The sequence below is a fragment of the Sulfuricurvum sp. IAE1 genome (genome assembly GCF_004347735.1).
Classification (GTDB): Bacteria; Campylobacterota; Campylobacteria; order Campylobacterales; family Sulfurimonadaceae; genus Sulfuricurvum.
Genome location: NZ_SLTI01000042.1, coordinates 247,482 through 268,977 on the forward strand (window position 1 = coordinate 247,482; position 21,496 = coordinate 268,977).

Consider the following 21,496-nt stretch of genomic DNA (forward strand, 5'->3'; position numbering starts at 1 on the left):
TGCCGACAAACTCTAAGCGCGGAACCGCCCGAGGTTGTTGTTGAGCGTTTCGGCAATGCCGTGGAGATGCTCGGCCGTGGTCGCGATCTCCTCGACGCTGCGGGTATTCCCCCGGGCGAGTTCGGTAATCGCCGAGAGCCTTTGGGCGATTCCCTGCACCTCTTTCGTACTTGCATCGGCTTCTTCGACCAGTTTGGCAATCGCCCGGGTCGTGTGCGAAACCACCTCGGCCGTCTGGGTGATCTTCTCGCCCACCGTCTGGGATTTTTCCCCCACCTGCTCGATTTTTTTGGCGTTTTGCCCCATCTGTACCGATGCTTCCTCGATGGAGGAGACGATCATGCTCACCGTCGCGTCGGTCTGCGTCAGGCTTCCCTGCGTCCGCTCCGCCAGTTTGCGCACCTCGTCGGCGACGACCGCGAACCCGCGCCCGTGTTCGCCGGCCCGCGCCGCCTCGATCGCGGCGTTGAGCGCAAGGAGGTTCGTCTGGTCGGCGATCTCTCCGATCACCGAGAGGACCTCGCGGATCTGGCGGGCGTTGGCGGTCAGTTCATGGAGCTTGCGGGCAAACTCGGCCTCGACTTCCACGCTGTCGCGGATCATATCGATCATTGCGGAGAGTTCGTGCCGCGACTCCCCGAGCATCCGGCTGGCACCTTCGACTTCGGCGGAGGTCGCTTCGTTCTCTTGTTTGGAGCGGACCAGATGGGCGATCACCTGCTCGGCACTCTGGTGGATCGCGTCGATCTGCACCGACTCGTCCTCCATCCGCCGGCCGATCGCCAGCGAAGTCTGCGACAGCTCCGTCGCGACCGAGGCGTTCTCCTCGGCGGCGCGCTTGGCACTTTGGACCGTGGTCTGCGCCGCGGCGATAAACGCATTGATCGAATGGGCCGTGCGGGCAGGTTCGTCGTTGCCTTTGATGTCGAGCCGTTTGGTCAGATCGCCGTCCCCTCCGGCGAGTTCGCTCGCCATCGCCTCCATCGTCGAAAGTTTCCCGCCCACCGAACGCTGGATGGCGAGCAGTCCCGCTACGATCAGGGCGATCAGCACCGCGACCGCCGAGCCTTTTTGGAGCGCAAGTTCGCGAAACTCCGCGTCCACGTCATCGATGTAGACGCCGCTTCCCGCGATCCATCCCCACGGCTCGTACAAACGGACGAACGTCAGTTTCGGCTGGGGCTCTTCGCTGCCGGGTTTGGGCCAAAGGTACGACACGTACCCCTCTTTATCGTTTTTGGCCGTCTCGGCGAATTCGACGAACAGCGCTTTCCCCTCGGGGTCCTTGATCCCCGAGAGGTCGGTGTTGTCCAGCTTCGGCTTGATCGGGTGCATCACCCCCCGAACCTCGGTGTCGAGGATGAAAAAATACTCTTCCCCGCGGTAGCGGAGGTTTTTGACGTGTTCTTTCGCCGCGGCCTGCGCCTCTTCGAGGCTCATCCGCCCCGCTTTGGCCTCGCCGTCATAATAGGCGAACAACGAACTGACGGTATCGATTTGCGTCGTCAGCATCGTTTTTTTCGCGTTCATCAGTTCCTCTTTCGTCGAAAGCAGTGACTGTATCGCCACAACGATAAAAGCGAGGGAGACGAACCACGAAACCAGCGTCAGTTTGGTCTTGATCGTTAAACGGTCCATAAAAATTATCCCCTTTCCTGTCAAAAATCTCAAAAACCCTCCGGCAGACCGGAGGGCTGTCATAAGGGGGAATTATACGACCGCACCGTAGCGCAAACGTAGCAAAACCTCCCGAAACGGACATAAACGCCCCTTTTTTATCACCATAATCTCTCATTTTGGTTATCATGATCGTCATATATTTTTTCGAAAGGGAGTGCGATGGACGGGAACCGTTTCCTCGTGGAGCATCTGATTGCCAACGGCTCACTCAGCTCCCCCCGCCTCATCGACGCTTTTTTGCGCTGCGACCGGGTCCGTTTCGTCCCCGAAACGCTCTGTAACAGCGCCTATGGCGATTATCCCCTCCAGATCGGCGAAGGGCAGACCATTTCGCAGCCCACGACGGTGGCGATCATGCTCGAACTGCTCGATCCGCGCCCCGGGGACAGAGTCCTCGACATCGGATCGGGATCGGGATGGACGACGGCGCTGATCGCCTGTGCGGTGGGGGAAACGGGATTCGTCGAAGGGGTCGAACGGCTGGAGCGGCTTGTGGCGTACGGACGCCGGAACCTCCTCAGATCGGGGGTGAAAAACGCCTCGATCGAGCCCGCCAAACCCGCCGTACTCGGTAAACCCGGAGAACTCTACGACCGCATTCTCGTCTCGGCCTGCGCCCCGAAAATGCCGCGTGAACTCCTTGAGCAGCTCAAAATAGGCGGAAAACTGGTTATGCCCGTCCGCGACAGCGTCTGGCGGATCACGAAACTCGAACAGGGAAAAGTGGACGCGTACGAAGTGCCGGGATTCCGGTTTGTTCCGCTGGTGGTCGTCTGAATAAAATTAGGGGGATTGTCTTCTCTTGAGGAAAAAGGGGTGGAGCGGGAAACGAGACTCGAACTCGCGACATTCAGCTTGGAAGGCTGACGCTCTAGCCAACTGAGCTACTCCCGCATCACGGGTGAAAGTATAACCCGCGTTGGCTTAAGCGACGATTTATCAGTGGACGGGAATGTACGAATACCCCTCATTCTGCCATTTAACCAGCCCGATCATCGCCGAGGGGATCGGCGTCACGAACGGGTAAATATCCTGCGTCAGGATCCCTTTACGGTGCATGCCGCTCTGGCATACCTCGAGCGTAATCGCGTACTTTTTGCGCATCGCCTCGAGCTTCGCCAGGATCATTTCCTGATCGGCGGCGAGTTTTTCATCCACCCCGTACTGGGTGTTTTCGAGATTTTTGACGAAATATTTATACACTTCGCCGTGGATGATGACGGCGATTTCGACCCGTTCCCCCCGCGCGGTAAAATAATCGGCGGTCGAGGGAACGCCGCCGAAAAACCGCGTCATCAGCGTCGACGTCTCCCCCGTCGTAAGATCGACCACGAACTTTTTGGTTCCGCCGTACGCGAGTGAAACCGCGCACACAAGGATCAACAGCGCTTTACGCATATTCGGCTCCCGCAATTATAAAATTATTCGATTGTATCATGCCACTCAAGTGTAAAAATAACGTAAAAATTATCCGAAGCGGTATAATAAAGCCATGAATGCACCGCCGCGCCTGTTTCTTGCCGTCCCCGCCCTCCTCGAAAATTACGCGGGGATTTGCGACCGTTTTTCGGGGATACTGGAGGGGCGCTGGCGCGACGAAGCGGGGCTGCACGCCACGATCGCTTTTCTGGGAGACCGCTTCTCCCCTGCCCGCGTGATCGACACGGTGGAGGGGATCGATCGTTCGTTCGACATGTCGAGACTGGAGAAGTGGGATTATTTCTCCCGCGCACGCGTTTTCGTCGCGACGACGCACAACCCTTCGCTTCAGGGGCTGTATGAGCGCCTCGCGCCGCTGCTGGAGCTCCCCCCTGCCCGTCTCTCCCCCCACGTCACCCTGATGCGCGTCAAGCGCTTTTCCGATCCCGATGCCTTCGCGCAGACCTGCGCGCGGTTTCCCCCCTCCGGAGGGCTACTGGGCGAAATCGTCCTTTACGAAAGCCGCCTCCGCTCCGAGGGGGCCCTCTACGTCCCCCTGCACCGATGGGAGAGTTAGGATATAATTGCATGCAAAAAAGCGCTACGATGACCATCCAAAGAGTCCCTTTCGGCCACACCGACCCGTCGAAAAAAAATGCCGTTTTCCTTGCCATCTACGTCGACGAAATCTCCCCGTGGAAATACTTTAACGACGACATCCGGCATCTCAAATGCCCCGCGTTCATCATGATCGACCGCTGGGACGGACGGATGGGGTTCCCCGGCGGAACGGTCAACGAAGGAGAAAGCCTCATCGACGCCCTCGTGCGCGAGATCAAAGAAGAGATCGGCATCACGGTCAAACCCGATCAGGTCCACCCGATCGTCAGCCACGAAACCCGCCTCGTCACCCACCTCTACGGCCTGCGGGTGCTCGAAGCCGAATTTCTCCACATCTACTACCACATCCTCAACAACTTTTCGCGCTCGATCCTCCTGCACGCCTACGAAGAGGGGGACGAATCGCACTTCATGTCCGAGATTACGGGGATCAAAATCGTCCCCGTCGTCTCGCACGATGGGAAAGGGATCAATAAATTCGTCGAAAACGCGTTCGCCGGAGCGACGCGCGAAGACCTCGACGTGCTGCTGCGCGAAGTGCTCGGAATCGATATCTGAGCCTACCGCACCCGTCTGCCGACGATGTCCCCGAAAAAGAGGACGTCTTCGAGGACCGCTTTTTCGCACAGCCCGTCGCTGCCCAGGTTGATCAGCAGCTCCCCTTTTTCACTGGCGAAGATGCGGTCGTTAAGCACCACTTTCAAAAACTCCCCGCCCGAAGTTTCGAGCTTCCCCCGCATCCGTGAGAGCTCCTCTTTTTCGGGGAACACGACGTCGATCCGACCGTCTTTTTTGTTTCCCCCCACCGCCTGCAAAGAACGGTTTTGCCTGGACTGCAGGTAATGTTTGAAGTTGAAAAAGAGGCTCAGGATGTCTTCGGAGGCGTAATAGTCGTTTTTGACCCGATCCCATTCGTCCCGCTCGATCGTCTCGCGCCAGACCGTTTTGGCCTCGTGGTCGAAGGTGTAGATTTTGATCGATTTTTTCGAATCGGTGCGCCGCGTCTTGGCGTATTTGTGGGGGATGAGCCTGCCGTCTTTGAGTATCCCGTGGCTTTCGTAGATTTCGACGCGGTTGTTGGAGAGGACTTTGGCGATCCCGCTCGTGCGTGCTTCGATGCGGATCGTGTAGGTTCCGTCCTCGCGCGTCTCGAAACGGGCATCCGCCACCCCCAGCGTGTCGAACACCCCATAAGAGACCTCGTACGTGGCGCTCAGCACTTTGGCACAGGCCAGCTGCGCGCACAACAGCAAAACGAGGATCGGTAGTTTCACGGCGCTTCCTTTTTCACCGTAAAGTATCCCCAAATCGCGCGGGGTTTGTCAAGCGCTCTCGCTCTCAAGCAGCCGCTCCAGCACCGCGACCTCTCCCACAGAGAGCTCGAAATCGAAAATCTCCAGATCCTCGCGCAGGTGCTCGGGAGAGGTCGAGCCGATCAGCGGAACGATGCCGCAGTGGTTGAGAAAGCGGTACAGGATCTGCGCCTCGGTTTTGTCGTATTTCTGCGTCAGGGCAAAAAACTCGCGGCTCTCCAGCAGGTGGGGGTTGGCGGTGAGACTCCAGAAACTCTGGTAGACGATCCCCCGCAGGCGGCACCATGAGCGCAGTTCACGGTCGTAGCCGCTCTGGGCGTAAAAACGGTTCTGCACCACCGCGGGTTTGACATCGGCATCCGCATAAAGCCGGATCAGCAGCTGCGGATCGTAACAGTTGCTGATCCCCAGCTGACGGGCGACGCCGGCGCGGTAGAGCTTTTCCATCGCCCGCCACGCGCGCAGCAGCATCGGATAGGGGTGCAGCGGCGAATGGAGCACCAGCGAATCGACGTAAGGGGTCCCCAGATTGGCCTGCGAGACAGCGAACGACTGCGCCACCTGCTCTTCGATCGGCGCGGCCGGATCGTAGGGGACCCGGGCGGGATCGTGGCCTGCGAGAGGGGTGAATTTGGTCTGCACGAACAGTTCGGAGCGATCGACCCCCTGCGCTCGCATCCGACCGATCGCCTCGCCGACCCCCGCTTCGTTATAGTGTTTGGGCTGACAAGCCGTGTCGATCCCCCGAAATCCCGCCCTCAGGGCCATTTCGGTCAGGTCGGCGGTACGCTGCTCTTTCCACGCCGTCCCGTAAATCAGTGCGGGCATACGGACGTTTTCGCTGGTCATTACATAAGGGGTCATCGCCTCTCCTCGCTCGGAATGAGAGAGTATAATCCGCCGTTCCTCAAACTCCTCTTTGCCCTGAGGGCTGCCGCCGTCTCTGTCAGCGTGTTATAATGTTGCGAAAGAGGAGGATGTCATGGAAACGTTCTGGATTTTGTTCGCCGCCGCCGGGGTTTTGTTCGTCGTCCTCAAATTTGCCCTGCGCAGGGCCGAAGAAGAGGACGAGTAACCTCATCCTCCCCCCTGATTCAGCCAGAACCATACCGCCCCCGATCCCAGAGCGGCATGGACGATCACCATCCCCGCAAACATCCCTTTGAATTTCTGCGTTTTGTGACGAAACAGCCGACTCCCGATCACCGCACCCGCACTCCCGCCGAACGCGGCGAGGTTCAGCAGCAATCGCCTTATCAAAAGAGCCCTGTCCTGCGCTCTGGAAATCAATTCCTATTTGAGTTTTTTTACTGCCGATGTCCGAAAGCATATTTTCTTTAAGGTTGAAATCTTTAGGGTCTAACCCAGCTTTCTCAAAGTCTCTCCCTGTAACATTGGCTCCACTGAGCACTTTGTTGGCCAGATCAATTGCCCCTTCCTTGGCCAATCTAGCCGCGGTCTCTTGTCTTCCGATGCCGGCAGCGCCAAGATCCTGGACTCCTTTCAATTCCGCAACTGCACTATTGTGTAGATTTTCAGCATTGGTTATAATATTGTTACCATTACTTGTTAAGGAGGAATCCATGAATCTATTTTTTTGGCTTGGATTACTTGCGCCAGTCGCATTGGCCATGGTTGGATGGTGGCTTGGCGGATTGGCTTTTAAGCGTTCATAAATACTTCTTGCTCCAAATCCACCGGCCAAAGCAGCAGCACCACCGATAAATTCTTTTGAAGCGTCCCAGCCTTCCATTGTACTATTAGCCATTGCAGCAGCCTCTTCTTCAGAGTAGCCAGCCGCCACCAAGGCTTGCTTTTCTTTTTGATAGGCTTCGTTTTTCACCGTCCCCTTAAAGTCTCGACCAAATGAATGCTTAATTGACCCATCTTCAGATTCCAGCTCTGAAACTACATTATAGTTTCCATTCTCGTCTAGCACGTAGCATCTTCGCGATTTAACACTTGAACCCATCTCAAAAATCGTTGGCACGGGTATTGCTGATGATTTGTATAAATAATTTCTTCATAAAAAGCATCAAAAAGACTCATTTTTTCTCCTTTATTTTTCATTGTCAGATCCTTTTTATTTTGATTTACTCTATATACAAATTTCGCATTTTGGAACACTTTTGCAACAATAAATCGTTAACATTCAGCCATGCCTGAAAAAGGAAGAAAATAATGAAAAAAACAGTAGCCATTCTACTAACGACCGTTCTGTTAACAACACAAGTATCTGTGGCCGAAGCGGCCGTCCCGGCGGAGCAACAGGTGCCAACAGAAACCGCAGCATCTAAGGCTGAAAATCACAACACCGCCAGTACAGAGGAAGGGCTTACCGCTACAAAGGTATTGGCCTACGCCATTATGCCTGTTGCGGTGGCTGGTTGGCTCATACAGACAACCCTTGAAACGGCGATCGGCGTCCCCATTTATGTCGTGAAGAAGATCTTCGGGTCAGAAGATTCAGGAGAATAAGTGCACCGAAATTCGGTATCGAATTGGAATCCAAAGTACTCGAAAGTTTATTATCACGTTTAAAAGAAATTTATTGAAGTTGTAAAAGAATAAAACATAGAAGTGGTGGGTCTTGTAGGACTTGAACCTACGACCAACCCGTTATGAGCGGGTGGCTCTAACCACTGAGCTAAAGACCCATTCGGAGGAGCGCATTATAGTCGCTCCTACTTTAGACAAAGCTTTTTTTGCCGGTGTCGGTGTAGAGATAGCGGAAACGGTAGGCGAGGAGGTTTTCGAGGATCGCGAACATCACCATGAAGTTGACAAAACTGCTCCCCCCGTAGCTGAACATCGGCAGCGGCACCCCCACCACGGGGGCAAACCCGATCGTCATCGCGATGTTGACGCTCATGTAGATGAAGAAAAAGAGCGACAATCCCCCCGCCACGACCTTGATGTAATAATCCTCGGCCCAGGCGGCGATGAGCAGCAGGTGGATGATCAGCGCGGCGTAGAGCGAGATGAGCAAAAACGCCCCGAAAAATCCGAACCGCTCGACGACGTAGGCGAAAATAAAGTCGCTCGACGCGATGGGGAGGAATTTCATCTGTGCTTGCGTAGCGTCTTCCTTGTCCTTACCGAAAAAGCCCCCCGAACCGACGGCGATGATCGACTGCTCGACCTGGTAACTCGGTTTTTCCCCGACGAAATCGTGCAAACGCTGTTTCTGGTAATCGTGGAGCTGGGTGTAGATGAGCGGCAGGGAGACGACGAACGCGATCCCCAGACCGACCCAGATTTTCCATTTGACGCCGACGATGAAGAGCACCCCGAACCCGAGCAGCGCCAGGACGGTCGCCGTCCCCAGGTCGGGTTCCTTGGCGATGAGGAAAAACGGCAGCAGGATGTAAAAAGAGAGCTTGGCGAAATCTTTGAGGCCGTAACCGTCGCGCGGCGGAGGGTTGCGGCTGATCAGGTACGCCAGCATGAGGACGAACGCGGGTTTGATGAGCTCGGAGGGCTGGAGGGTGAAATGGACGAAGGGGATTTCGATCCACCGTTTGGCCCCCAGACGCGAATGGCCCACGAACTCGACGGCCAGCAGCAGCAAAATCCCCGTCCAGTACATGATCGGGATCATCCAGAGCATCCGGCGGACCGGCAGCAAGAACACCGCGATGAAGACGCCGATCCCCACGGAGGTGTAGACCATCTGTTTTTGCCCCAGTACGGGATGGATTTCAAAAATGAGCCAACCTGAAGTCAAAATGAGGGGAATGAGCAAAATAATCGTAATGAAATCAAAGTGTGCTAAAATTCGCCGGTCAATATTAAGCACTACAGTCCTTGTTTTTTTTGCTAATTGTAGCACAGCGGACGTTTAGAACCCATCACACTCTACCCTCTAGGATATCAATGAGAGAGCACGAACTTTTTAGCGTTGACGAAGAGAGCGTCCGTCTGGATGTTTTTCTCTCTCACAAGCTGGGGCAGACCCGCAACCAGATCGTCCAGCTTATCGAGCAGGACGCGATCAGCGTGGAGGGGAAAGCGACCTCCAAAGCGGGGCTGAAACTGCGCGCGGGGCAAAGCGTGTCGGTCGTCTTCCCCGAAGCCAAATCGACCCCGCCCCAGCCGATCGATTTCGACGTCGAGGTGCTGTATGAGGATGAGGACGTGCTGGTCATCAACAAACCCAGCGCCCTCACCGTCCACCCCGCCCCCAGCGTCAAGGAACCCACCCTCGTCGACTGGCTCAAGCACAAGGGGGTCAGTCTCTCGACGCTCAGCGGCGAAGAGCGCCACGGGATCGTCCACCGCCTCGACCGGGGAACGAGCGGAGTGATGGTCGTCGCCAAGAACAATCGCGCCCACGAAGCCCTCTCGGCGCAGCTGCAGGACAAGAGCATGGGGCGTTTCTACCTCGCGGTGATCACCCCTCCGCTCAAAGACGAAGTGACGCTCATCGACCGTCCCATCGGCCGAAGCAGCCACAACCGTCTCAAAATGGCGATCACCGAAAACGGCAAAAACGCCAAAACCGAGTTTCGCAAACTCCTCCCCAGCCACGACGGCACCGAAGAGCTGATCGCCTGCAAACTCTATACCGGACGGACCCACCAGATCCGCGTCCACCTCGAGTCGATCAGCCGCCACATCATCGGCGACCACCTCTACGGAAGCCACAGCAAAAGCGGCAGGATGGAACGTATCTTGCTTCATGCCTACAACCTGTATTTCACCCATCCGAGCACCGGGAAAAGGGTCACGTTTACCGCTGCGCCCGACCCCGTGATGGAAGAATACCTACACAAACATTTTGACGCGAAGGAACTGCATGCACTCATCGATCCGAATACCATTGAGCGTTGCTTTAGCACTGAGTCTGTTTAGCGGCTGCGCACCCCAGCCCGCACCCCAGAAAACGGTCACTATCGACTCGACCCTTCCGGTACCGTCGATGAACGGCTACATCGCCGACATCACCTCGGCCGCTTTTGAATGGAAACCGATCGAAGACATGCGGGTCGTAGGGTACTACGTCTACCGTGACACCCCCGGCGGCGAAGATCCGAACCTGCACCGCATCGCCACCGTCGACAGCCGCTACGCGACCCATTTCGTCGACAGCGACCTAAAACCCAGCAGCCATTACCAGTACCGTTTTGCGACGTTTACCTCCTCGGGCAGCGAATCGGTCGGAAGCGAGACGATGGTGATCGAAACCCTCCCCATGATCGCGCCGGTAAGTTTTTTCCAGTCGGTCGGCAACATGCCCCGCAGTGCCAAACTGCTGTGGCGTCCGCACCCCAACGGAAAAATCAACGGTTACGAGATCGAGCGCCAGGAAGCCAACGACCAGAAATGGAACAAGATCGCGACGATCACCGGACGCCTCAACGCCGAATACATCGACCGCGACCTCAAAGACGGCCAGGTGTACCACTACCGCATCAAGGCGGTGACCTACGACAAGCTGGTCACCGAGCCCAGCGAAACGACCAAAGTGATCACCAAACCGCTCCCTCCGGAGATCAAAAACGTCACCGCGACCAACAACCTGCCGCGCGCGATCACCCTCTCGTGGGAGAAAAGCCCGATCACCGACCTGGCCCATTACAACATCTACCGCGCCACATCGCCGAGCGGTTCGTTCGCCTATCACGTCAAACTCGAATCGACCAACTTCACCGACACGATCAACGAAGACGGTAAATTCTACTTTTACAAAATCACGGCGGTGGACAAAGACGGGCTCGAAAGTCCGCTCACTTCGGTCGCGGTGCAGGGCTCGACCCTCTCCAAACCCCAAACCCCGATCGCCTACGAAGGCAAAGTGGTCGGCGGAGCGGTAGAGCTGCAGTGGAAAAGCGGCGATCCGCGCACCGTCAACTACACGATCGTCAAAACGACCAAAACGAGCTGGATCAGCCGCGAGAGCGTCGACATCAACAACATCACGGCGACGTCGTTCCGCGATGCGGACATCAAACCCAACACCCACTATCTCTACGAGATCGTCGGGGTCGATTCGAACGGCATCCGCTCGGTTCCGACCGAAGCGATCGAACTCATCCACGAGGTTAAATAACGCCTATGCCGCATCTGCATCTCGAATCGTTTAAAACGCCCTCTTTCCCCGCCCGCTGCGGCGACGTGGAATTTGATTTCCTGGCCCGCAACGCCGGACGGGGGGACGAGTCGCTCATCGCGACCCGCTACAAGGGGAGAGAGTTTTTCCTAGTCCACAAGAAAAACGAAGCCAAAGAGCTTCTCAAAAGCGACAAGGTGACCCGCCCTTCCCCGAATTTCATCGTCAAACACGCCCTCCTGGCCTATGCCGAGTGCGCGGGGCTGAACATCCTCGATTCGAATGTCGACAACGCACCCGAGAATACCCACCTCAAAACCCACGACGCCCTCAAAACGATCGCGTTTTTCGCCGAAAACTTCCCCACGCAACGCGAAGTGCGGATCGAAGTGGGCTTCGGATCGGCGCGCCATCTCCTCCATCAGGCCGAGGCGAATCCCGACGTCCTTTTCATGGGGCTGGAAATTCACAAGCCCTCCATCGAGCAGGCGCTCAAACACATCTCGATCCGCAACCTCTCCAACGTCATGGTGCTCGATTACGACGCGCGCCTTTTCCTGGAGTTCGTCCCCTCCAACGTCGTGGGGAAAATCTACGTCCATTTTCCCGTTCCCTGGGACAAAAAACCCCATCGCCGCGTCATCTCCGAAGCGTTTCTGAACGAATCGATCCGCGTCCTCAAACCGCAGGGGACACTGGAGCTGCGCACCGACAGCGAGGAGTACTACCGCTACGCGCTCGAAACCTTCAGCGCCCCGGGCCAAAGCCGTTTCGAAGTTTATAAAAACCGCGACATCGCGGTAAGCAGCAAATACGAAGACCGATGGAAACGTCTCGAGAAAAACATCTACGACGTCATTTTCACCTGCGAGACCGAGAGCCCCGAAGCCGAGGCGATCGGCGATTTCACGTTCGGTTCGACCCAAAACCCCGCAGCGGTTCTGGAACGGATCGGAAGCGAAACGCTCAAACGCGAGTGGGGGTTCCTGCACGTCGAGCGGACCTTTACGATCGAGCCCGATACGGTGATGCTGCGTCTGGCGATGGGGAGTTTCGACCGTCCCGAGAGCTGCTACGTCATCGTCGAACCCGGACGTACCCGTTATTACCCCTCGCTGCCGGTCCGATCGCGCGCGAACCTCGCCGCCCACACCTTACTAAACGAGTTGCTCCATGGATAAAGTGATCATTGCCGAAAACCTTTCCCTCTCCTACAAAGATTTTGAAACCATCATCTCCAAAGCGACGTTCAGCATCGATGCGGGAAGCTTCGTCTTCATCACCGGGGCCAGCGGAAGCGGTAAATCGACGCTCCTCAAATCGCTCTACGGCGCCATCGAGCCCCGCGCCGGACAGCTCGTCGTCGGCGGGGTGAAAATGAACCGCATCAGCACCTCCAAGCTCAACTTTCTGCGCCGCCATATCGGGATCGTCTTCCAGGACTACAAACTGATCAAAGAGTGGACGATCGAAAAGAACGTCATGCTCCCGCTCATCATCTCGGGCTACACCAAAGACGTCAGCGGCGCGCAGGTCCAAAAGCTCCTCGGGCACGTCAAACTAATCCATCAGGCCGGGAAATATCCCCCCGAACTCTCCGGCGGAGAACAGCAGCGGGTTGCGATGGCGCGCGCGCTGGCCCACAACCCGATCCTCATCCTCGCCGACGAACCGACGGGGAACCTGGACGAATACTCCTCGCAGGTGATCTGGAACCTGCTGGAGGGGGCGAACACCCAGCTCAAAACGACGATCGTCGTGGTCACCCACAACATCCCTTCGTCGATCACGGTGCCGTACAAACATTTCCATATCGATATGGGGACCATTCATGAAATCGCTTAAAAATCATATCTCCCTCATCGTCGCGCTCTTCACCGTTTTGTTCTCGGTCCAGATCTACGTCGCGGTCGACCGCACCATCGCCGCATACGAAGACCGCCTCAAACAAGACTACTCGATCATCGTCGTCGCGAACAAAACGATGAGCGAAGCGGAATTCAAAGCCCTCGATAAACTTGTCGAACGGAGCGAGCCGATCGCCACCGACCAGGTTCTCGAACGGCTCAAAGGGGAGATGAGCAAGAAAAATCTTGAACTTCTCAAAGTGACCCTTCCCAAGTTTTACCGGATCTATCTGGGGCGCTTCCCGACCCCTTACGAGATCGAAACGCTCCAGAAGCGGTTCCAGAAGCATTCGGCGATCGAACGGGTCGAGGGGTATGCCCAGACCCACGATACCGTCTACAAGCTGATGCTCCTTTTCAAAGACGTCGTGCAGATTTTCTCGATCGCGATCGCTGCGGTGACGTCGCTGCTGATCCTTAAAGAGATGCGCCTGTGGCAGTTCCAGCACGCGGAGCGGATGAGCATCATGGCCCTCTTCGGCGCCCCCGTGTGGCTCCGTTCGGCGGTACTGTTCCGCCTGGCCATCGTCGATGCGATCATCGCGACGATCATCATGTGCCTGGCCTTTTTCGTCATCGACCAGTACGGCTGGATGGACCAGCTGCTGCGCACCGTCGGAATCAGTATCCAGCTGTTCGATTTCGTCAACGACGCCGTCCGATCGCTGGCCATCGCGCTGGGCGTCTCGATCGTGCTGACACTGACGATCGTCATCGGGCACGACGAAGAGGAATAGATGAAGATCTTCGCCTCCCTCCTCGCCTCGTCGCTGCTGTGCGCTTCGCTCGATGCCGCGGCCATCGACGACAAGATCCACAGCACCTCCAAAAAGCTCAGCCAGACGAAACAGACCTATTCGACGCTCAACGCCAAGCTCAACGAGACGGCGCAGAAGATCATCAAGCAAAAGCAGGTCGTCACCGTCCAGCAGCAGCATCTCAACACCCTCGTCGAAGAGCTTAAATCCAAAGAGACGATCTACAACACCAACAAAATGACCCTGCGCCAGCTCGAGGCCCAGCAGAACATGCTGATCAAAACCCAAAACGAAATCGAGCAGCGGCTCGTGTTCGCACTCGCGCGCAACACCTCGATCTCGCTGCTGATCAACGACGACCGGGCCAAGGAAGCCGATGCGATCATCACCGAAGAGGCGCTCAAACTCCACCTCAAACAGATCAACGCCGAAATCAAGGAGCTCAATACCCTCTTTGCGATGAACGCCGAGCGCATCAGCGGCCTCTCTTCACAGACGACGGTACTCAAACAGTCCATCGCGGTGATCGACCGGCAGAAAAATACCGTTCTGGAGACCAAAAAAGAGACCGAGAAAGCGATCGCCCTCCTCGAAAAAGAGAAACAAGATTACGTCAAATCGCTGAATCGGATCCTCAAACAGCAGCGCTCGCTCCAAAACACCCTCGCCAGTCTCAACATCATCAAACGCGAATCGCTGCGGCCGAAAAAAGTCGCCGCCAAAAAGCCGCTCCAGAAACCGGGTTCCAAGCCCGTCCCCGCAGACGTCAAACAGGCGGTGGCCGAATATCGCCCCTCCAATGTCTCCTCGTACTCGGGAGAGCGCACGATCGCCCCGCTGGACGGATACGTGGTCACGAAACGTTTCGGCCCCTATACCGATCCGATCTACGGGATCAAAATCTTCAACGAATCGGTTTCACTCCGCCCGACCGAGAGCGACGCGAAAGTCAAAGCGGTCTTCAACGGAAAGGTAATCCTCGCCAAACCCACCGCTATGCTCGACAACGTCGTCATTATCGAACACGACAACGGTCTGCACACGATCTATGCCCATCTGGACAAAATCGCTCCTACGGTCGAAGTAGGTAAACGACTCAGACAAGGTGCGGTCATCGGCCGCGTCGCCCGTGAACTGATGTTCCAGGTAACCCAGCGCAACGCCCACATCAACCCTCTCGAAGTAATACGTTAAGGGTATGCGCCCGGATGCGGGAGAATAATCGACTTTTGCTTTAAAACGGCCAGATCGCATGGACGAGCTTACTGCCCCATCCCTGGTTGACCGAGCGGTCAATATCTCCCTGATTGACGTACATAATTTTCGCATCCGAGATTTTCGCCGAATTGATCTGGTTGTTCTGGTCGATGTCGTACGGACGGATCACGCCGCTGAGCTGCATGATCTGTTTTTCGCTGTCGACCATGATCTCGCGGCGCCCGGTGATGAAATAGTTGCCGTTGGCCATCACTTTGACGATCCGCGCCGATACCGTCGTGGTAAACGACGCATCTTTCGTCGCCGTTCCCGACCCGGCGTAATCGGAATTCGATCCTGCGCTGAAACCGATGTTGGCGAGTCCGTTGAGTTTGTTGACCGCCGAATTGACCGCGGAATTTTGCCCCGTAGAGGTGAACAATCCGCCGTTGAGGCCGATGGTATCGGCTTCGGTGAGCGCCTTGCTCGCCGTATTGGAGCTTTTGACCGTTTCGGAGATGACGACGGTCACGATATCATTGACGTGCATCGCCTTATGATCCGAGAAAAGGGGGCTGTCCCCCTGCCCGAACAGGCTACCGCGCGAAGCGAATGCGCTCTCTTCTTCGCGTGAGGGCATCTCTTCGACGTACTTGGGCGGCTGGAAGTCCATCTCGGGGTCGGTAAGGCGTGCCGTACAGCCGCTAAGGAGCAGCGAAGCGGAGAGAATCGAGAAGTAAAGAGGTGCGCGCATTCAGGTATCCCGGTCTAATTTGGCTATAATTAAGCAAAAAGAGTTCCAAGGATACCAATGAGCCTCAAAGAGCAGATTAACAACGATATCAAAACCGCGATGAAAGAAAAAGACAATGCCAAACGTGACGCATTGCGCCTTCTCAGCAGCGCATTCAAACAGATCGAAGTCGACGAGCGGAAAGAACTCAGCGACGAGGACGTGATCAAAATCATCCAGAAACAAGTGAAACAGCGCAACGAAGCGATGGTCCAGTACCGCGATGCAGGGCGCGAAGACCTGTACGACAAAGAGGCTTCCGAAGCGGCGATTTTCGAAACCTATCTCCCCAAACAGCTCTCCGACGAGGAGCTTGAAACCGCACTGCGTTCTATCATCGCCGAAGTGGGAGCCGCCTCGATGAAAGAGATCGGCAAAGTGATGGGGGCGGCGTCCAAAACCCTCGGGGGACAGGCCGACGGCAAACGTATCAACGAGTGCGCCAAAAAAATCCTCGGCTAAATCCCCCTCTTTCTTAACGTTTAAATCGGTTTGGGATAGCCGTAGTAATACCCTTGGGCGTAGTCGACCCCGATCTCGCGGAGCACCTCAAGGGTCTCTTCGTCCTCGACGTATTCGGCAATCGTTTTCTTGCCGAACTCCTGTGCGATCTGGTTGATGTGCTTGACGAATATGCGGTCTTTTTCGTTGACCGTGATATTTTTGACGAATTCCCCGTCGATTTTCACGTATTCGGCATCGAAATATTTCAGGTAGACGAACGACGAGAACCCTGAGCCGAAATCGTCAAGAGCGAAATTGATCCCCTCGTTTTTCATCGCCTCGATGATCTCGATGAGCCCTTTGACGTTATGGATCGCCTCGCGTTCGAGGATCTCGATCGTCACCCCGTGTTTTTTCTTTTTCGGGTCGTTGTCGTAATGGCTTTTGATCTGGTCGATGTAATTGCCGTTAAAGAGGCTGTTGGTCGAGAGGTTGAAGAAAAACTCGACGTCCCACAGCTTTTTCTCTTCCCTCGCCGCAAGCCCTTTGTTCAGGACGATATGGTCGATTTTGCACGCCATACCGAGGCTCTCGGCCACTTCGATGAACTGTCCGGCCGCCATCACCCCCTCGCCGTCGCGAATCCGTGCCAGCACTTCGTACCCGAACAGTTTGTTCGTTTTGACGTTATAGATGGGCTGAACGTACGGCTCGACCCGCCCCTCGTCGATGGCGCGGCGGAGGAATTCCCCTTTTTTCTGGATCTCGGCCGCCATCTCCTGGTCGGTCTGGTCGGCTCTGGCGATCGTGTTTTTCCCGGCCCGTTTGGCCTTGTACATCGCCAGATCCGATCCCGTCAGGAGCGCTTCGATGTTCTCCCCCTGCTCGGGGTATTCGGCGACGCCGAAGCTCGCGGTGAGCTTGATCTGGTCGTACATCAGCGAGATGGGTGAATTCTCGAGGCTGGAACGGAGTTTTTCGACGACAACATACCCTTTTTCGTACGGCGTTTCGGGAAGGATGACGGCGAACTCGTCCCCGCCGATCCGTGCGAGGATATCGGCATTACGGAGGTTGCTTCCCAGAATTTCGGTCACCTCTTTGAGGACCACGTCCCCCGCGGCATGCCCGTACGTGTCGTTGATGTATTTGAAGTTGTCCAGATCGATCATCAGAACCGAGAATTTATGACGGTGGCGGTCGGAGCGTTTGATCTCGTAAGAGAGGAACTCTTCGAATTTCCGGCGGTTGTAAAGCCCCGTAAGGTAATCGCGATCCGAGAGGTGCTGGAGCTTTTCGTAATAGTCCTGGATCGAATCGAGCATTTTGTTGACGTAGCTCTCGATGTTTTTGACCTCGAGGATTTTGGTTTTGAGGGTGACCCGTTTGCCCATGTCGTTTTGGTGGATGATATCCTGGATCATCCCGATAAACTGTTTGAGCGGCTGCACCAGCAGCGAATTGAGACGGAAATAGAGGATGGCAAAAATCAGTACCGTGAAAATGACGAAAAAGATGATGAACGAATTGACCATCGTCGTCAGGGATATTTTGAGGTTGGCGACCGGGAACCGGACGTCGATGACGCCGTTGATGTCCCCGATTTTCGCGTTGGTGTGACAGCTGAGGCACTCTTGCTTGACGACGATCGGGTAGAGGTAGCGGATCTCGTCATCGCCGGTAAGGATCTCTTCGCCTTTCATCGCCTTCATGACCATCGGATCGTGCTCCCTGGCCTGTTTGTCGTGTTCGCGGTCGCCGAAAAGCTCGGCGACGATGGGGCTCCGGTAGGCGTTGATCCGCATGTCGGGTTCGACGTCGTTGAGCCGGACGATGATCGCGTCGAGCTCCTCTTTGCTCCACCCTTTTTCCATCGCCGAATAGAGCGCTTCGAACGCCATCCGGCTCGTTTTGCGGGCATCGACGCGGGCGAGGTCGTCGATCGCGCGCTGTTTGATGAAAATACCGTAGACGAACGCGACCGCAAGGCTTGCCAGAAGTGAAAGTATGACCGTTTTCGCGATCAGCCGTTTATAGGTCGTGTACCGTTTTGTCACTGGAGGATCCTACCGATTTTTCTTGATTTTTTAATTATATCGGTGTGACCCTTAATTTAAAAATATAACTTTTTCTTTTTATATCTTGGGGAGAGGCCGAGGGAATCAGCCGTTTTTGAGGGTTCGCAGTGCCGTTTCGACGTCGTCCTGGCGCATCAGCGATTCGCCGACGAGAAAAGCATCGACCCCCGCTTTGTTCAGGTCTTCGAGCTGTCCGTGCTCATAAATGCCGCTTTCGGCCACGATGATTTTGCCGTTGGGGATCAGCGGGATGAGATCATAAGAGAGGTTCATGTTCATCTCGAACGTCTGGAGGTTTCGGTGGTTGATCCCGATGATGTCGGCCCCCGCGTAGATCGCCTTGGTCAGTTCGGCCTTGTCATGGATCTCGACGAGCGCTTCCATCCCCAGGTGGCGGGTGTAATTGAGCAGCTCTTTGAGCTCGCTTTTAGAAAGGGCCGCCGCGATAAGGAGGACAAAATCGGCACCGTAGACGAGCGCTTCGAGCAACTGGTATTTGGAAACGATGAAATCTTTGCGCAGAAGGGGAATGCTGACGTAACGACGGATCTCGGCGAGGTAGTCGAGGCTCCCCTGGAAAAAATGGGGTTCGGTCAGGACCGAAATGGCGTTCGCTCCGCCCCGTTCGTACCCTTGCGCGATCGCGATGGGATCGAAATCTTCGCGGATGACCCCTTTGGAGGGGCTGGCCTTTTTCACTTCCGAGATGATCCGGTAGGGTTCCTCGGGAGTCGAGGTCAGAAACGCCCGGACGTCACGGGGGGCACGGGCGTTGAACGCCAGAGAGCGCCCCAGCCACTCCATGCTGAATTTGGCCTCGCGCTCTTTGAGGTCCTCTTTGGTTTTTTTGATGATGTCATCTAAAATCATTTCGTTTTCTCCTTGGGTTTGCACGCTTCGATTGCTTTGAGGTGGTCGCGCACCTCCTGCTCGTCGGTACCGATCATCGATTCGACCTGTTTGATGAGCCGGAGCGCTTCGGCACATTCGCCCCGTTTGTAATGGCCCCATGCAAGCGAATCGATGTAAAACGGAGAATCGGGCTGTTTTTCGAGAGCGCGGCGGACGTATCCCATCCCTTCGCTGACATTGACGTCGTGATCGATCATCAGGTAGCCCAGGTAATTGAGATAAAGCGGCTCTTCGATGTCGTCCGCCGCTTTTTTGAGCTTGGCGACAACATCGGCGACGAGAGCGGGATCGTTTCGATCCACAGAGCCTTCATAGCGGTAAACGGCGCTCTGTGCAAGGAAAAGCGGGTTATCCTGGTCTTCGTATAGCGTCATCGCCAGGGCGGAAGCCTTGTCGAAAGCCCTGGCCTGTACATAGAGATCGAGAAGCATCGAATCGTTCAGATGCGATCTCTCGAGCAACGCCGTCATTTTGGCGTAATCTTTCAAAAAAAGGTAGATTTTAAGGGCCTCTTCGGCGGAAGCGGCGTCACCGAAGGCATCGTAAACCTGCTCGTACATCGCGGCGGCATCGCCGAGCGCTCCGCCGTCGCCGTAAAAACTCGCCAGCCGTTTGCCGATCACGACGCTGTTACCCTGCGTGCCGATATGCTCTTTGAGAAATTTGACCGCTTCGGCCTTGCGCCCCAGATGGGCGTATTCGATGAGGGCGATCCTCTCGGCGGTATTGTGGTCAAACCCCATTGCATACGCTTTTTTCAGCGCTCCCAGCGCCCCTTCGTAATCGGCGAGTTTCAAACGCGCCTCGGCGTAGAGGAGATGATCGGGGGCTTTGGGATTGTTCTGGGTGAGGAGAAACGCTTTCTGCGAAGCCTGGGCGAAATCACCCCCCTTGATCAGCGCGATCACTTCGAACCGTTTGAGGATTTCGTCGTTCGGAGATTTGGCGAGTGCCTCGGCGGTCATTTTCGCGAGCGTTTTGGTGTCGTTGGCGTGTTCGAGCATCTTGAGCGACTGGTAGAGGTATTCGCTCTTCGCGGTCTTTTTGTGAAGTTCGGCGAAAAAAGCCGATGCGCGGTGGTATTTGTGCCGCACCTGCGCGTCGAGGGCATAGAGGGCGAAGGTGTCTTCGAACGTATTGATCTGGATCGCGGGTTTGGGAACGGCGGCCGAATGGGCGAGCACGGCCCCTACGATAAGGGCGAAAAAAGTTTTAGTCATGGATGATCCCCGGGCATTCGGCTTTGAGCTCGTCGATGCGGTGCCGGAAATAATCCCAGAACGGAAAGGTCCGGCACTGCAGCGGTCTGGCTTCGTATATGCTACACCCGTTTCGTGAACGGCTGAAAAACACGCAGTCAAACGACCCGTTTACCTTTACCTCTTTGAGGGAATAGCGATACCCCTCTTTGCGCAGGTAGGTACGTCGGAACTCCCCCTCCTCCATCTCCAGCAGTTTTGCGATGGCGGCGATTTCGGTCACGGAAACGAAGATGTTGCCGCTCTCTCCCGTACAGCAGTTCCCCCCGCACGAAGCACAGGCGGAAGGGTCGAACGCGTAACAGAAACCTTCGCGGGTCATTAAATCGGACATTTGATACTGTGCGCCTTTGCTTTATCGTAAATTGCCTGCACCGCAGGGGAATACCGCTCTCCCTCCAACGTGATCAGCGGGGAGAGCACATTCAAAAGGGAGCGGCTGTTTTTTTTCAGATGGAGCATCACCAGCGTGCTGGGACGGTCCTCTTTGGAATGGACGAATTGTACATCAACGACTCTTAATCCTGAACTCTCGCACGCGGCGCACAGCTGGACGAACTGCCGCGCGTCGTAACAGATCGCCGCTTCGCCGTCGGATTTGAGGAGCTTGGAAATCTTGGCGATGAACGCTCCGATAGGGAGATGGACGTTATAGCGGGCCTGATGGAGCATCGGGTGGACGCTGCGCGAAACCCCCTCGTGATAAAACGGCGGGTTCGAGACGATCCAGTCGTAACTCCCGTGCGGCCCGTGTTCGAGGAAATCCCCCTCATAGAGCGTGTACGCGATCCCGTTGACTTGCGCATTACGGCGGGCGAACTGCGCATAAACGTCCTGCTTTTCGACCGCTTCGAGCTCGACCCCGGGGAAATCGCGCGCGATGAGCAATCCCACGATTCCGCATCCCGCCCCGACGTCGAGCGTCCGCCCTTTGGGGGAGAACAGGGAAATAAACCCGTACAGCAGGATCGAATCGCTGTTGTAGCAATACCCCTCATCGGGCTGGTAAAGGAGCATCAGAGCCTCTCAGATGTATTATAATGTCGAAATTATACCTTTTATA

The 21,496-nt window shown here is 55.9% G+C and carries 24 protein-coding genes and 2 tRNA genes; 11 read left to right on the top strand and 15 right to left on the bottom strand.

Features of this window, described 5'->3' with window-relative positions:
• Positions 1-12 precede the first annotated feature (12 nt).
• Positions 13-1,638, bottom strand: a complete 1,626-nt coding sequence (locus E0765_RS06490; protein ID WP_165921695.1) for a methyl-accepting chemotaxis protein — start codon at positions 1,636-1,638, stop codon at positions 13-15.
• A gap of 201 nt (positions 1,639-1,839) precedes the next feature.
• Between E0765_RS06490 and pcm the strand changes: the two genes are divergently transcribed.
• Positions 1,840-2,457: a protein-L-isoaspartate O-methyltransferase gene (pcm, locus tag E0765_RS06495; RefSeq protein ID WP_132812413.1), complete on the top strand. Its 618-nt coding sequence runs from the start codon at positions 1,840-1,842 to the stop codon at positions 2,455-2,457.
• A gap of 40 nt (positions 2,458-2,497) precedes the next feature.
• Here the strand turns inward: pcm and E0765_RS06500 are convergent.
• Together E0765_RS06500 and E0765_RS06505 are read right to left on the bottom strand one after the other, a co-directional pair.
• A tRNA-Gly gene (locus E0765_RS06500) sits at positions 2,498-2,574 on the bottom strand.
• A 45-nt stretch (positions 2,575-2,619) separates the two neighbouring features.
• Positions 2,620-3,078, bottom strand: coding sequence for a DsrE family protein (locus E0765_RS06505; RefSeq protein ID WP_132812414.1), 459 nt, complete (start codon positions 3,076-3,078; stop codon positions 2,620-2,622).
• Between the two features lie 94 nt (positions 3,079-3,172).
• On the opposite strand from E0765_RS06505, the gene E0765_RS06510 reads away from it, so the two are divergent.
• Together E0765_RS06510 and E0765_RS06515 are read left to right on the top strand one after the other, a co-directional pair.
• On the top strand, positions 3,173-3,676 hold the full coding sequence (locus E0765_RS06510) for a 2'-5' RNA ligase family protein (protein WP_132812415.1): 504 nt from the start codon (positions 3,173-3,175) through the stop codon (positions 3,674-3,676).
• A 29-nt stretch (positions 3,677-3,705) separates the two neighbouring features.
• A complete protein-coding gene (locus E0765_RS06515; RefSeq protein ID WP_223175680.1) occupies positions 3,706-4,278 on the top strand; it encodes an NUDIX domain-containing protein in 573 nt (190 codons plus the stop codon).
• A 2-nt stretch (positions 4,279-4,280) separates the two neighbouring features.
• Here E0765_RS06515 and E0765_RS06520 read toward each other — a convergent pair whose 3' ends face one another.
• From E0765_RS06520 to E0765_RS12505, 4 genes are all read right to left on the bottom strand, one after another.
• On the bottom strand, positions 4,281-4,994 hold the full coding sequence (locus E0765_RS06520) for a DUF3108 domain-containing protein (RefSeq protein WP_165921696.1): 714 nt from the start codon (positions 4,992-4,994) through the stop codon (positions 4,281-4,283).
• Between the two features lie 48 nt (positions 4,995-5,042).
• On the bottom strand, positions 5,043-5,897 hold the full coding sequence (locus E0765_RS06525; RefSeq protein ID WP_132812417.1) for an aldo/keto reductase: 855 nt from the start codon (positions 5,895-5,897) through the stop codon (positions 5,043-5,045).
• 213 nt (positions 5,898-6,110) lie between these two features.
• Entirely contained in the window at positions 6,111-6,323 is a 213-nt protein-coding gene (locus E0765_RS12850) for a DUF1294 domain-containing protein (RefSeq protein WP_132812418.1), read from the bottom strand.
• Between the two features lie 642 nt (positions 6,324-6,965).
• Complete coding sequence (locus E0765_RS12505; protein WP_165921698.1) at positions 6,966-7,103, bottom strand: hypothetical protein; 138 nt, start codon at positions 7,101-7,103, stop codon at positions 6,966-6,968.
• A gap of 111 nt (positions 7,104-7,214) precedes the next feature.
• Between E0765_RS12505 and E0765_RS06535 the strand changes: the two genes are divergently transcribed.
• Positions 7,215-7,511, top strand: a complete 297-nt coding sequence (locus tag E0765_RS06535; protein ID WP_132812419.1) for a hypothetical protein — start codon at positions 7,215-7,217, stop codon at positions 7,509-7,511.
• A gap of 103 nt (positions 7,512-7,614) precedes the next feature.
• Here the strand turns inward: E0765_RS06535 and E0765_RS06540 are convergent.
• Both E0765_RS06540 and E0765_RS06545 read right to left on the bottom strand, forming a co-directional pair.
• Positions 7,615-7,690: transfer RNA gene (locus tag E0765_RS06540), tRNA-Ile, on the bottom strand.
• A gap of 32 nt (positions 7,691-7,722) precedes the next feature.
• Positions 7,723-8,832 carry an FtsW/RodA/SpoVE family cell cycle protein gene (locus E0765_RS06545; protein ID WP_132812420.1) on the bottom strand — a complete coding sequence of 370 codons (1,110 nt, stop codon included), beginning with the start codon at positions 8,830-8,832 and terminating at the stop codon, positions 7,723-7,725.
• 77 nt (positions 8,833-8,909) lie between these two features.
• Between E0765_RS06545 and E0765_RS06550 the strand changes: the two genes are divergently transcribed.
• The 6 genes from E0765_RS06550 to E0765_RS06575 are packed head-to-tail and all read left to right on the top strand — an operon-like array spanning position 8,910 to position 14,944.
• A complete protein-coding gene (locus E0765_RS06550) occupies positions 8,910-9,887 on the top strand; it encodes an RluA family pseudouridine synthase (RefSeq protein WP_132812421.1) in 978 nt (325 codons plus the stop codon).
• Entirely contained in the window at positions 9,832-11,085 is a 1,254-nt protein-coding gene (locus E0765_RS06555; protein WP_132812422.1) for a fibronectin type III domain-containing protein, read from the top strand. Before E0765_RS06550 ends, E0765_RS06555 begins: the two co-directional genes overlap by 56 nt.
• A gap of 5 nt (positions 11,086-11,090) precedes the next feature.
• Entirely contained in the window at positions 11,091-12,266 is a 1,176-nt protein-coding gene (trmB, locus tag E0765_RS06560; RefSeq protein WP_132812423.1) for a tRNA (guanosine(46)-N7)-methyltransferase TrmB, read from the top strand.
• Entirely contained in the window at positions 12,259-12,930 is a 672-nt protein-coding gene (locus E0765_RS06565) for a cell division ATP-binding protein FtsE (protein WP_132812424.1), read from the top strand. Before trmB ends, E0765_RS06565 begins: the two co-directional genes overlap by 8 nt.
• The gene (locus E0765_RS06570) at positions 12,917-13,729 is read left to right on the top strand and encodes a cell division protein FtsX (protein ID WP_132812425.1); all 813 of its coding nucleotides are present in this window, start codon (positions 12,917-12,919) and stop codon (positions 13,727-13,729) included. Before E0765_RS06565 ends, E0765_RS06570 begins: the two co-directional genes overlap by 14 nt.
• Entirely contained in the window at positions 13,730-14,944 is a 1,215-nt protein-coding gene (locus tag E0765_RS06575; RefSeq protein WP_132812426.1) for a murein hydrolase activator EnvC, read from the top strand.
• Positions 14,945-14,984: 40 nt separating this feature from the next.
• Here E0765_RS06575 and flgH read toward each other — a convergent pair whose 3' ends face one another.
• Positions 14,985-15,701 (bottom strand): flagellar basal body L-ring protein FlgH, encoded by a 717-nt coding sequence (flgH, locus tag E0765_RS06580; protein WP_132812427.1) that lies wholly within the window; start codon positions 15,699-15,701, stop codon positions 14,985-14,987.
• 57 nt (positions 15,702-15,758) lie between these two features.
• On the opposite strand from flgH, the gene E0765_RS06585 reads away from it, so the two are divergent.
• Positions 15,759-16,202, top strand: coding sequence for a GatB/YqeY domain-containing protein (locus E0765_RS06585; protein ID WP_132812428.1), 444 nt, complete (start codon positions 15,759-15,761; stop codon positions 16,200-16,202).
• A 20-nt stretch (positions 16,203-16,222) separates the two neighbouring features.
• Here E0765_RS06585 and E0765_RS06590 read toward each other — a convergent pair whose 3' ends face one another.
• From E0765_RS06590 to E0765_RS06610, 5 genes are all read right to left on the bottom strand, one after another.
• The gene (locus tag E0765_RS06590; RefSeq protein ID WP_132812429.1) at positions 16,223-18,241 is read right to left on the bottom strand and encodes a diguanylate cyclase; all 2,019 of its coding nucleotides are present in this window, start codon (positions 18,239-18,241) and stop codon (positions 16,223-16,225) included.
• 105 nt (positions 18,242-18,346) lie between these two features.
• Positions 18,347-19,132 (bottom strand): indole-3-glycerol phosphate synthase TrpC, encoded by a 786-nt coding sequence (trpC, locus tag E0765_RS06595; RefSeq protein ID WP_132812430.1) that lies wholly within the window; start codon positions 19,130-19,132, stop codon positions 18,347-18,349.
• Positions 19,129-20,394 carry a hypothetical protein gene (locus tag E0765_RS06600; protein WP_132812431.1) on the bottom strand — a complete coding sequence of 422 codons (1,266 nt, stop codon included), beginning with the start codon at positions 20,392-20,394 and terminating at the stop codon, positions 19,129-19,131. Before E0765_RS06600 ends, trpC begins: the two co-directional genes overlap by 4 nt.
• Complete coding sequence (locus tag E0765_RS06605; protein ID WP_255417869.1) at positions 20,387-20,767, bottom strand: YkgJ family cysteine cluster protein; 381 nt, start codon at positions 20,765-20,767, stop codon at positions 20,387-20,389. Before E0765_RS06605 ends, E0765_RS06600 begins: the two co-directional genes overlap by 8 nt.
• On the bottom strand, positions 20,755-21,450 hold the full coding sequence (locus E0765_RS06610; RefSeq protein ID WP_132812432.1) for a tRNA1(Val) (adenine(37)-N6)-methyltransferase: 696 nt from the start codon (positions 21,448-21,450) through the stop codon (positions 20,755-20,757). Before E0765_RS06610 ends, E0765_RS06605 begins: the two co-directional genes overlap by 13 nt.
• Between the last annotated feature and the right edge of the window lie 46 nt (positions 21,451-21,496).

Bases quoted from the DNA above. Each gene is read 5' to 3' on its own strand.
- E0765_RS06490 (WP_165921695.1), bottom strand. From the start codon at position 1,638: ATGGACCGTTTAACGATCAAGACCAAACTGACGCTGGTTTCGTGGTTC.
- pcm (WP_132812413.1), top strand. From the start codon at position 1,840: ATGGACGGGAACCGTTTCCTCGTGGAGCATCTGATTGCCAACGGCTCA.
- E0765_RS06505 (WP_132812414.1), bottom strand. From the start codon at position 3,078: ATGCGTAAAGCGCTGTTGATCCTTGTGTGCGCGGTTTCACTCGCGTAC.
- E0765_RS06510 (WP_132812415.1), top strand. From the start codon at position 3,173: ATGAATGCACCGCCGCGCCTGTTTCTTGCCGTCCCCGCCCTCCTCGAA.
- E0765_RS06515 (WP_223175680.1), top strand. From the start codon at position 3,706: ATGACCATCCAAAGAGTCCCTTTCGGCCACACCGACCCGTCGAAAAAA.
- E0765_RS06525 (WP_132812417.1), bottom strand. From the start codon at position 5,897: ATGACCCCTTATGTAATGACCAGCGAAAACGTCCGTATGCCCGCACTG.
- E0765_RS12505 (WP_165921698.1), bottom strand. From the start codon at position 7,103: ATGAAAAATAAAGGAGAAAAAATGAGTCTTTTTGATGCTTTTTATGAA.
- E0765_RS06535 (WP_132812419.1), top strand. From the start codon at position 7,215: ATGAAAAAAACAGTAGCCATTCTACTAACGACCGTTCTGTTAACAACA.
- E0765_RS06550 (WP_132812421.1), top strand. From the start codon at position 8,910: ATGAGAGAGCACGAACTTTTTAGCGTTGACGAAGAGAGCGTCCGTCTG.
- E0765_RS06555 (WP_132812422.1), top strand. From the start codon at position 9,832: ATGCACTCATCGATCCGAATACCATTGAGCGTTGCTTTAGCACTGAGT.
- trmB (WP_132812423.1), top strand. From the start codon at position 11,091: ATGCCGCATCTGCATCTCGAATCGTTTAAAACGCCCTCTTTCCCCGCC.
- E0765_RS06565 (WP_132812424.1), top strand. From the start codon at position 12,259: ATGGATAAAGTGATCATTGCCGAAAACCTTTCCCTCTCCTACAAAGAT.
- E0765_RS06570 (WP_132812425.1), top strand. From the start codon at position 12,917: ATGAAATCGCTTAAAAATCATATCTCCCTCATCGTCGCGCTCTTCACC.
- E0765_RS06575 (WP_132812426.1), top strand. From the start codon at position 13,730: ATGAAGATCTTCGCCTCCCTCCTCGCCTCGTCGCTGCTGTGCGCTTCG.
- flgH (WP_132812427.1), bottom strand. From the start codon at position 15,701: ATGCGCGCACCTCTTTACTTCTCGATTCTCTCCGCTTCGCTGCTCCTT.
- E0765_RS06585 (WP_132812428.1), top strand. From the start codon at position 15,759: ATGAGCCTCAAAGAGCAGATTAACAACGATATCAAAACCGCGATGAAA.
- trpC (WP_132812430.1), bottom strand. From the start codon at position 19,132: ATGATTTTAGATGACATCATCAAAAAAACCAAAGAGGACCTCAAAGAG.
- E0765_RS06600 (WP_132812431.1), bottom strand. From the start codon at position 20,394: ATGACTAAAACTTTTTTCGCCCTTATCGTAGGGGCCGTGCTCGCCCAT.
- E0765_RS06605 (WP_255417869.1), bottom strand. From the start codon at position 20,767: ATGTCCGATTTAATGACCCGCGAAGGTTTCTGTTACGCGTTCGACCCT.
- E0765_RS06610 (WP_132812432.1), bottom strand. From the start codon at position 21,450: ATGCTCCTTTACCAGCCCGATGAGGGGTATTGCTACAACAGCGATTCG.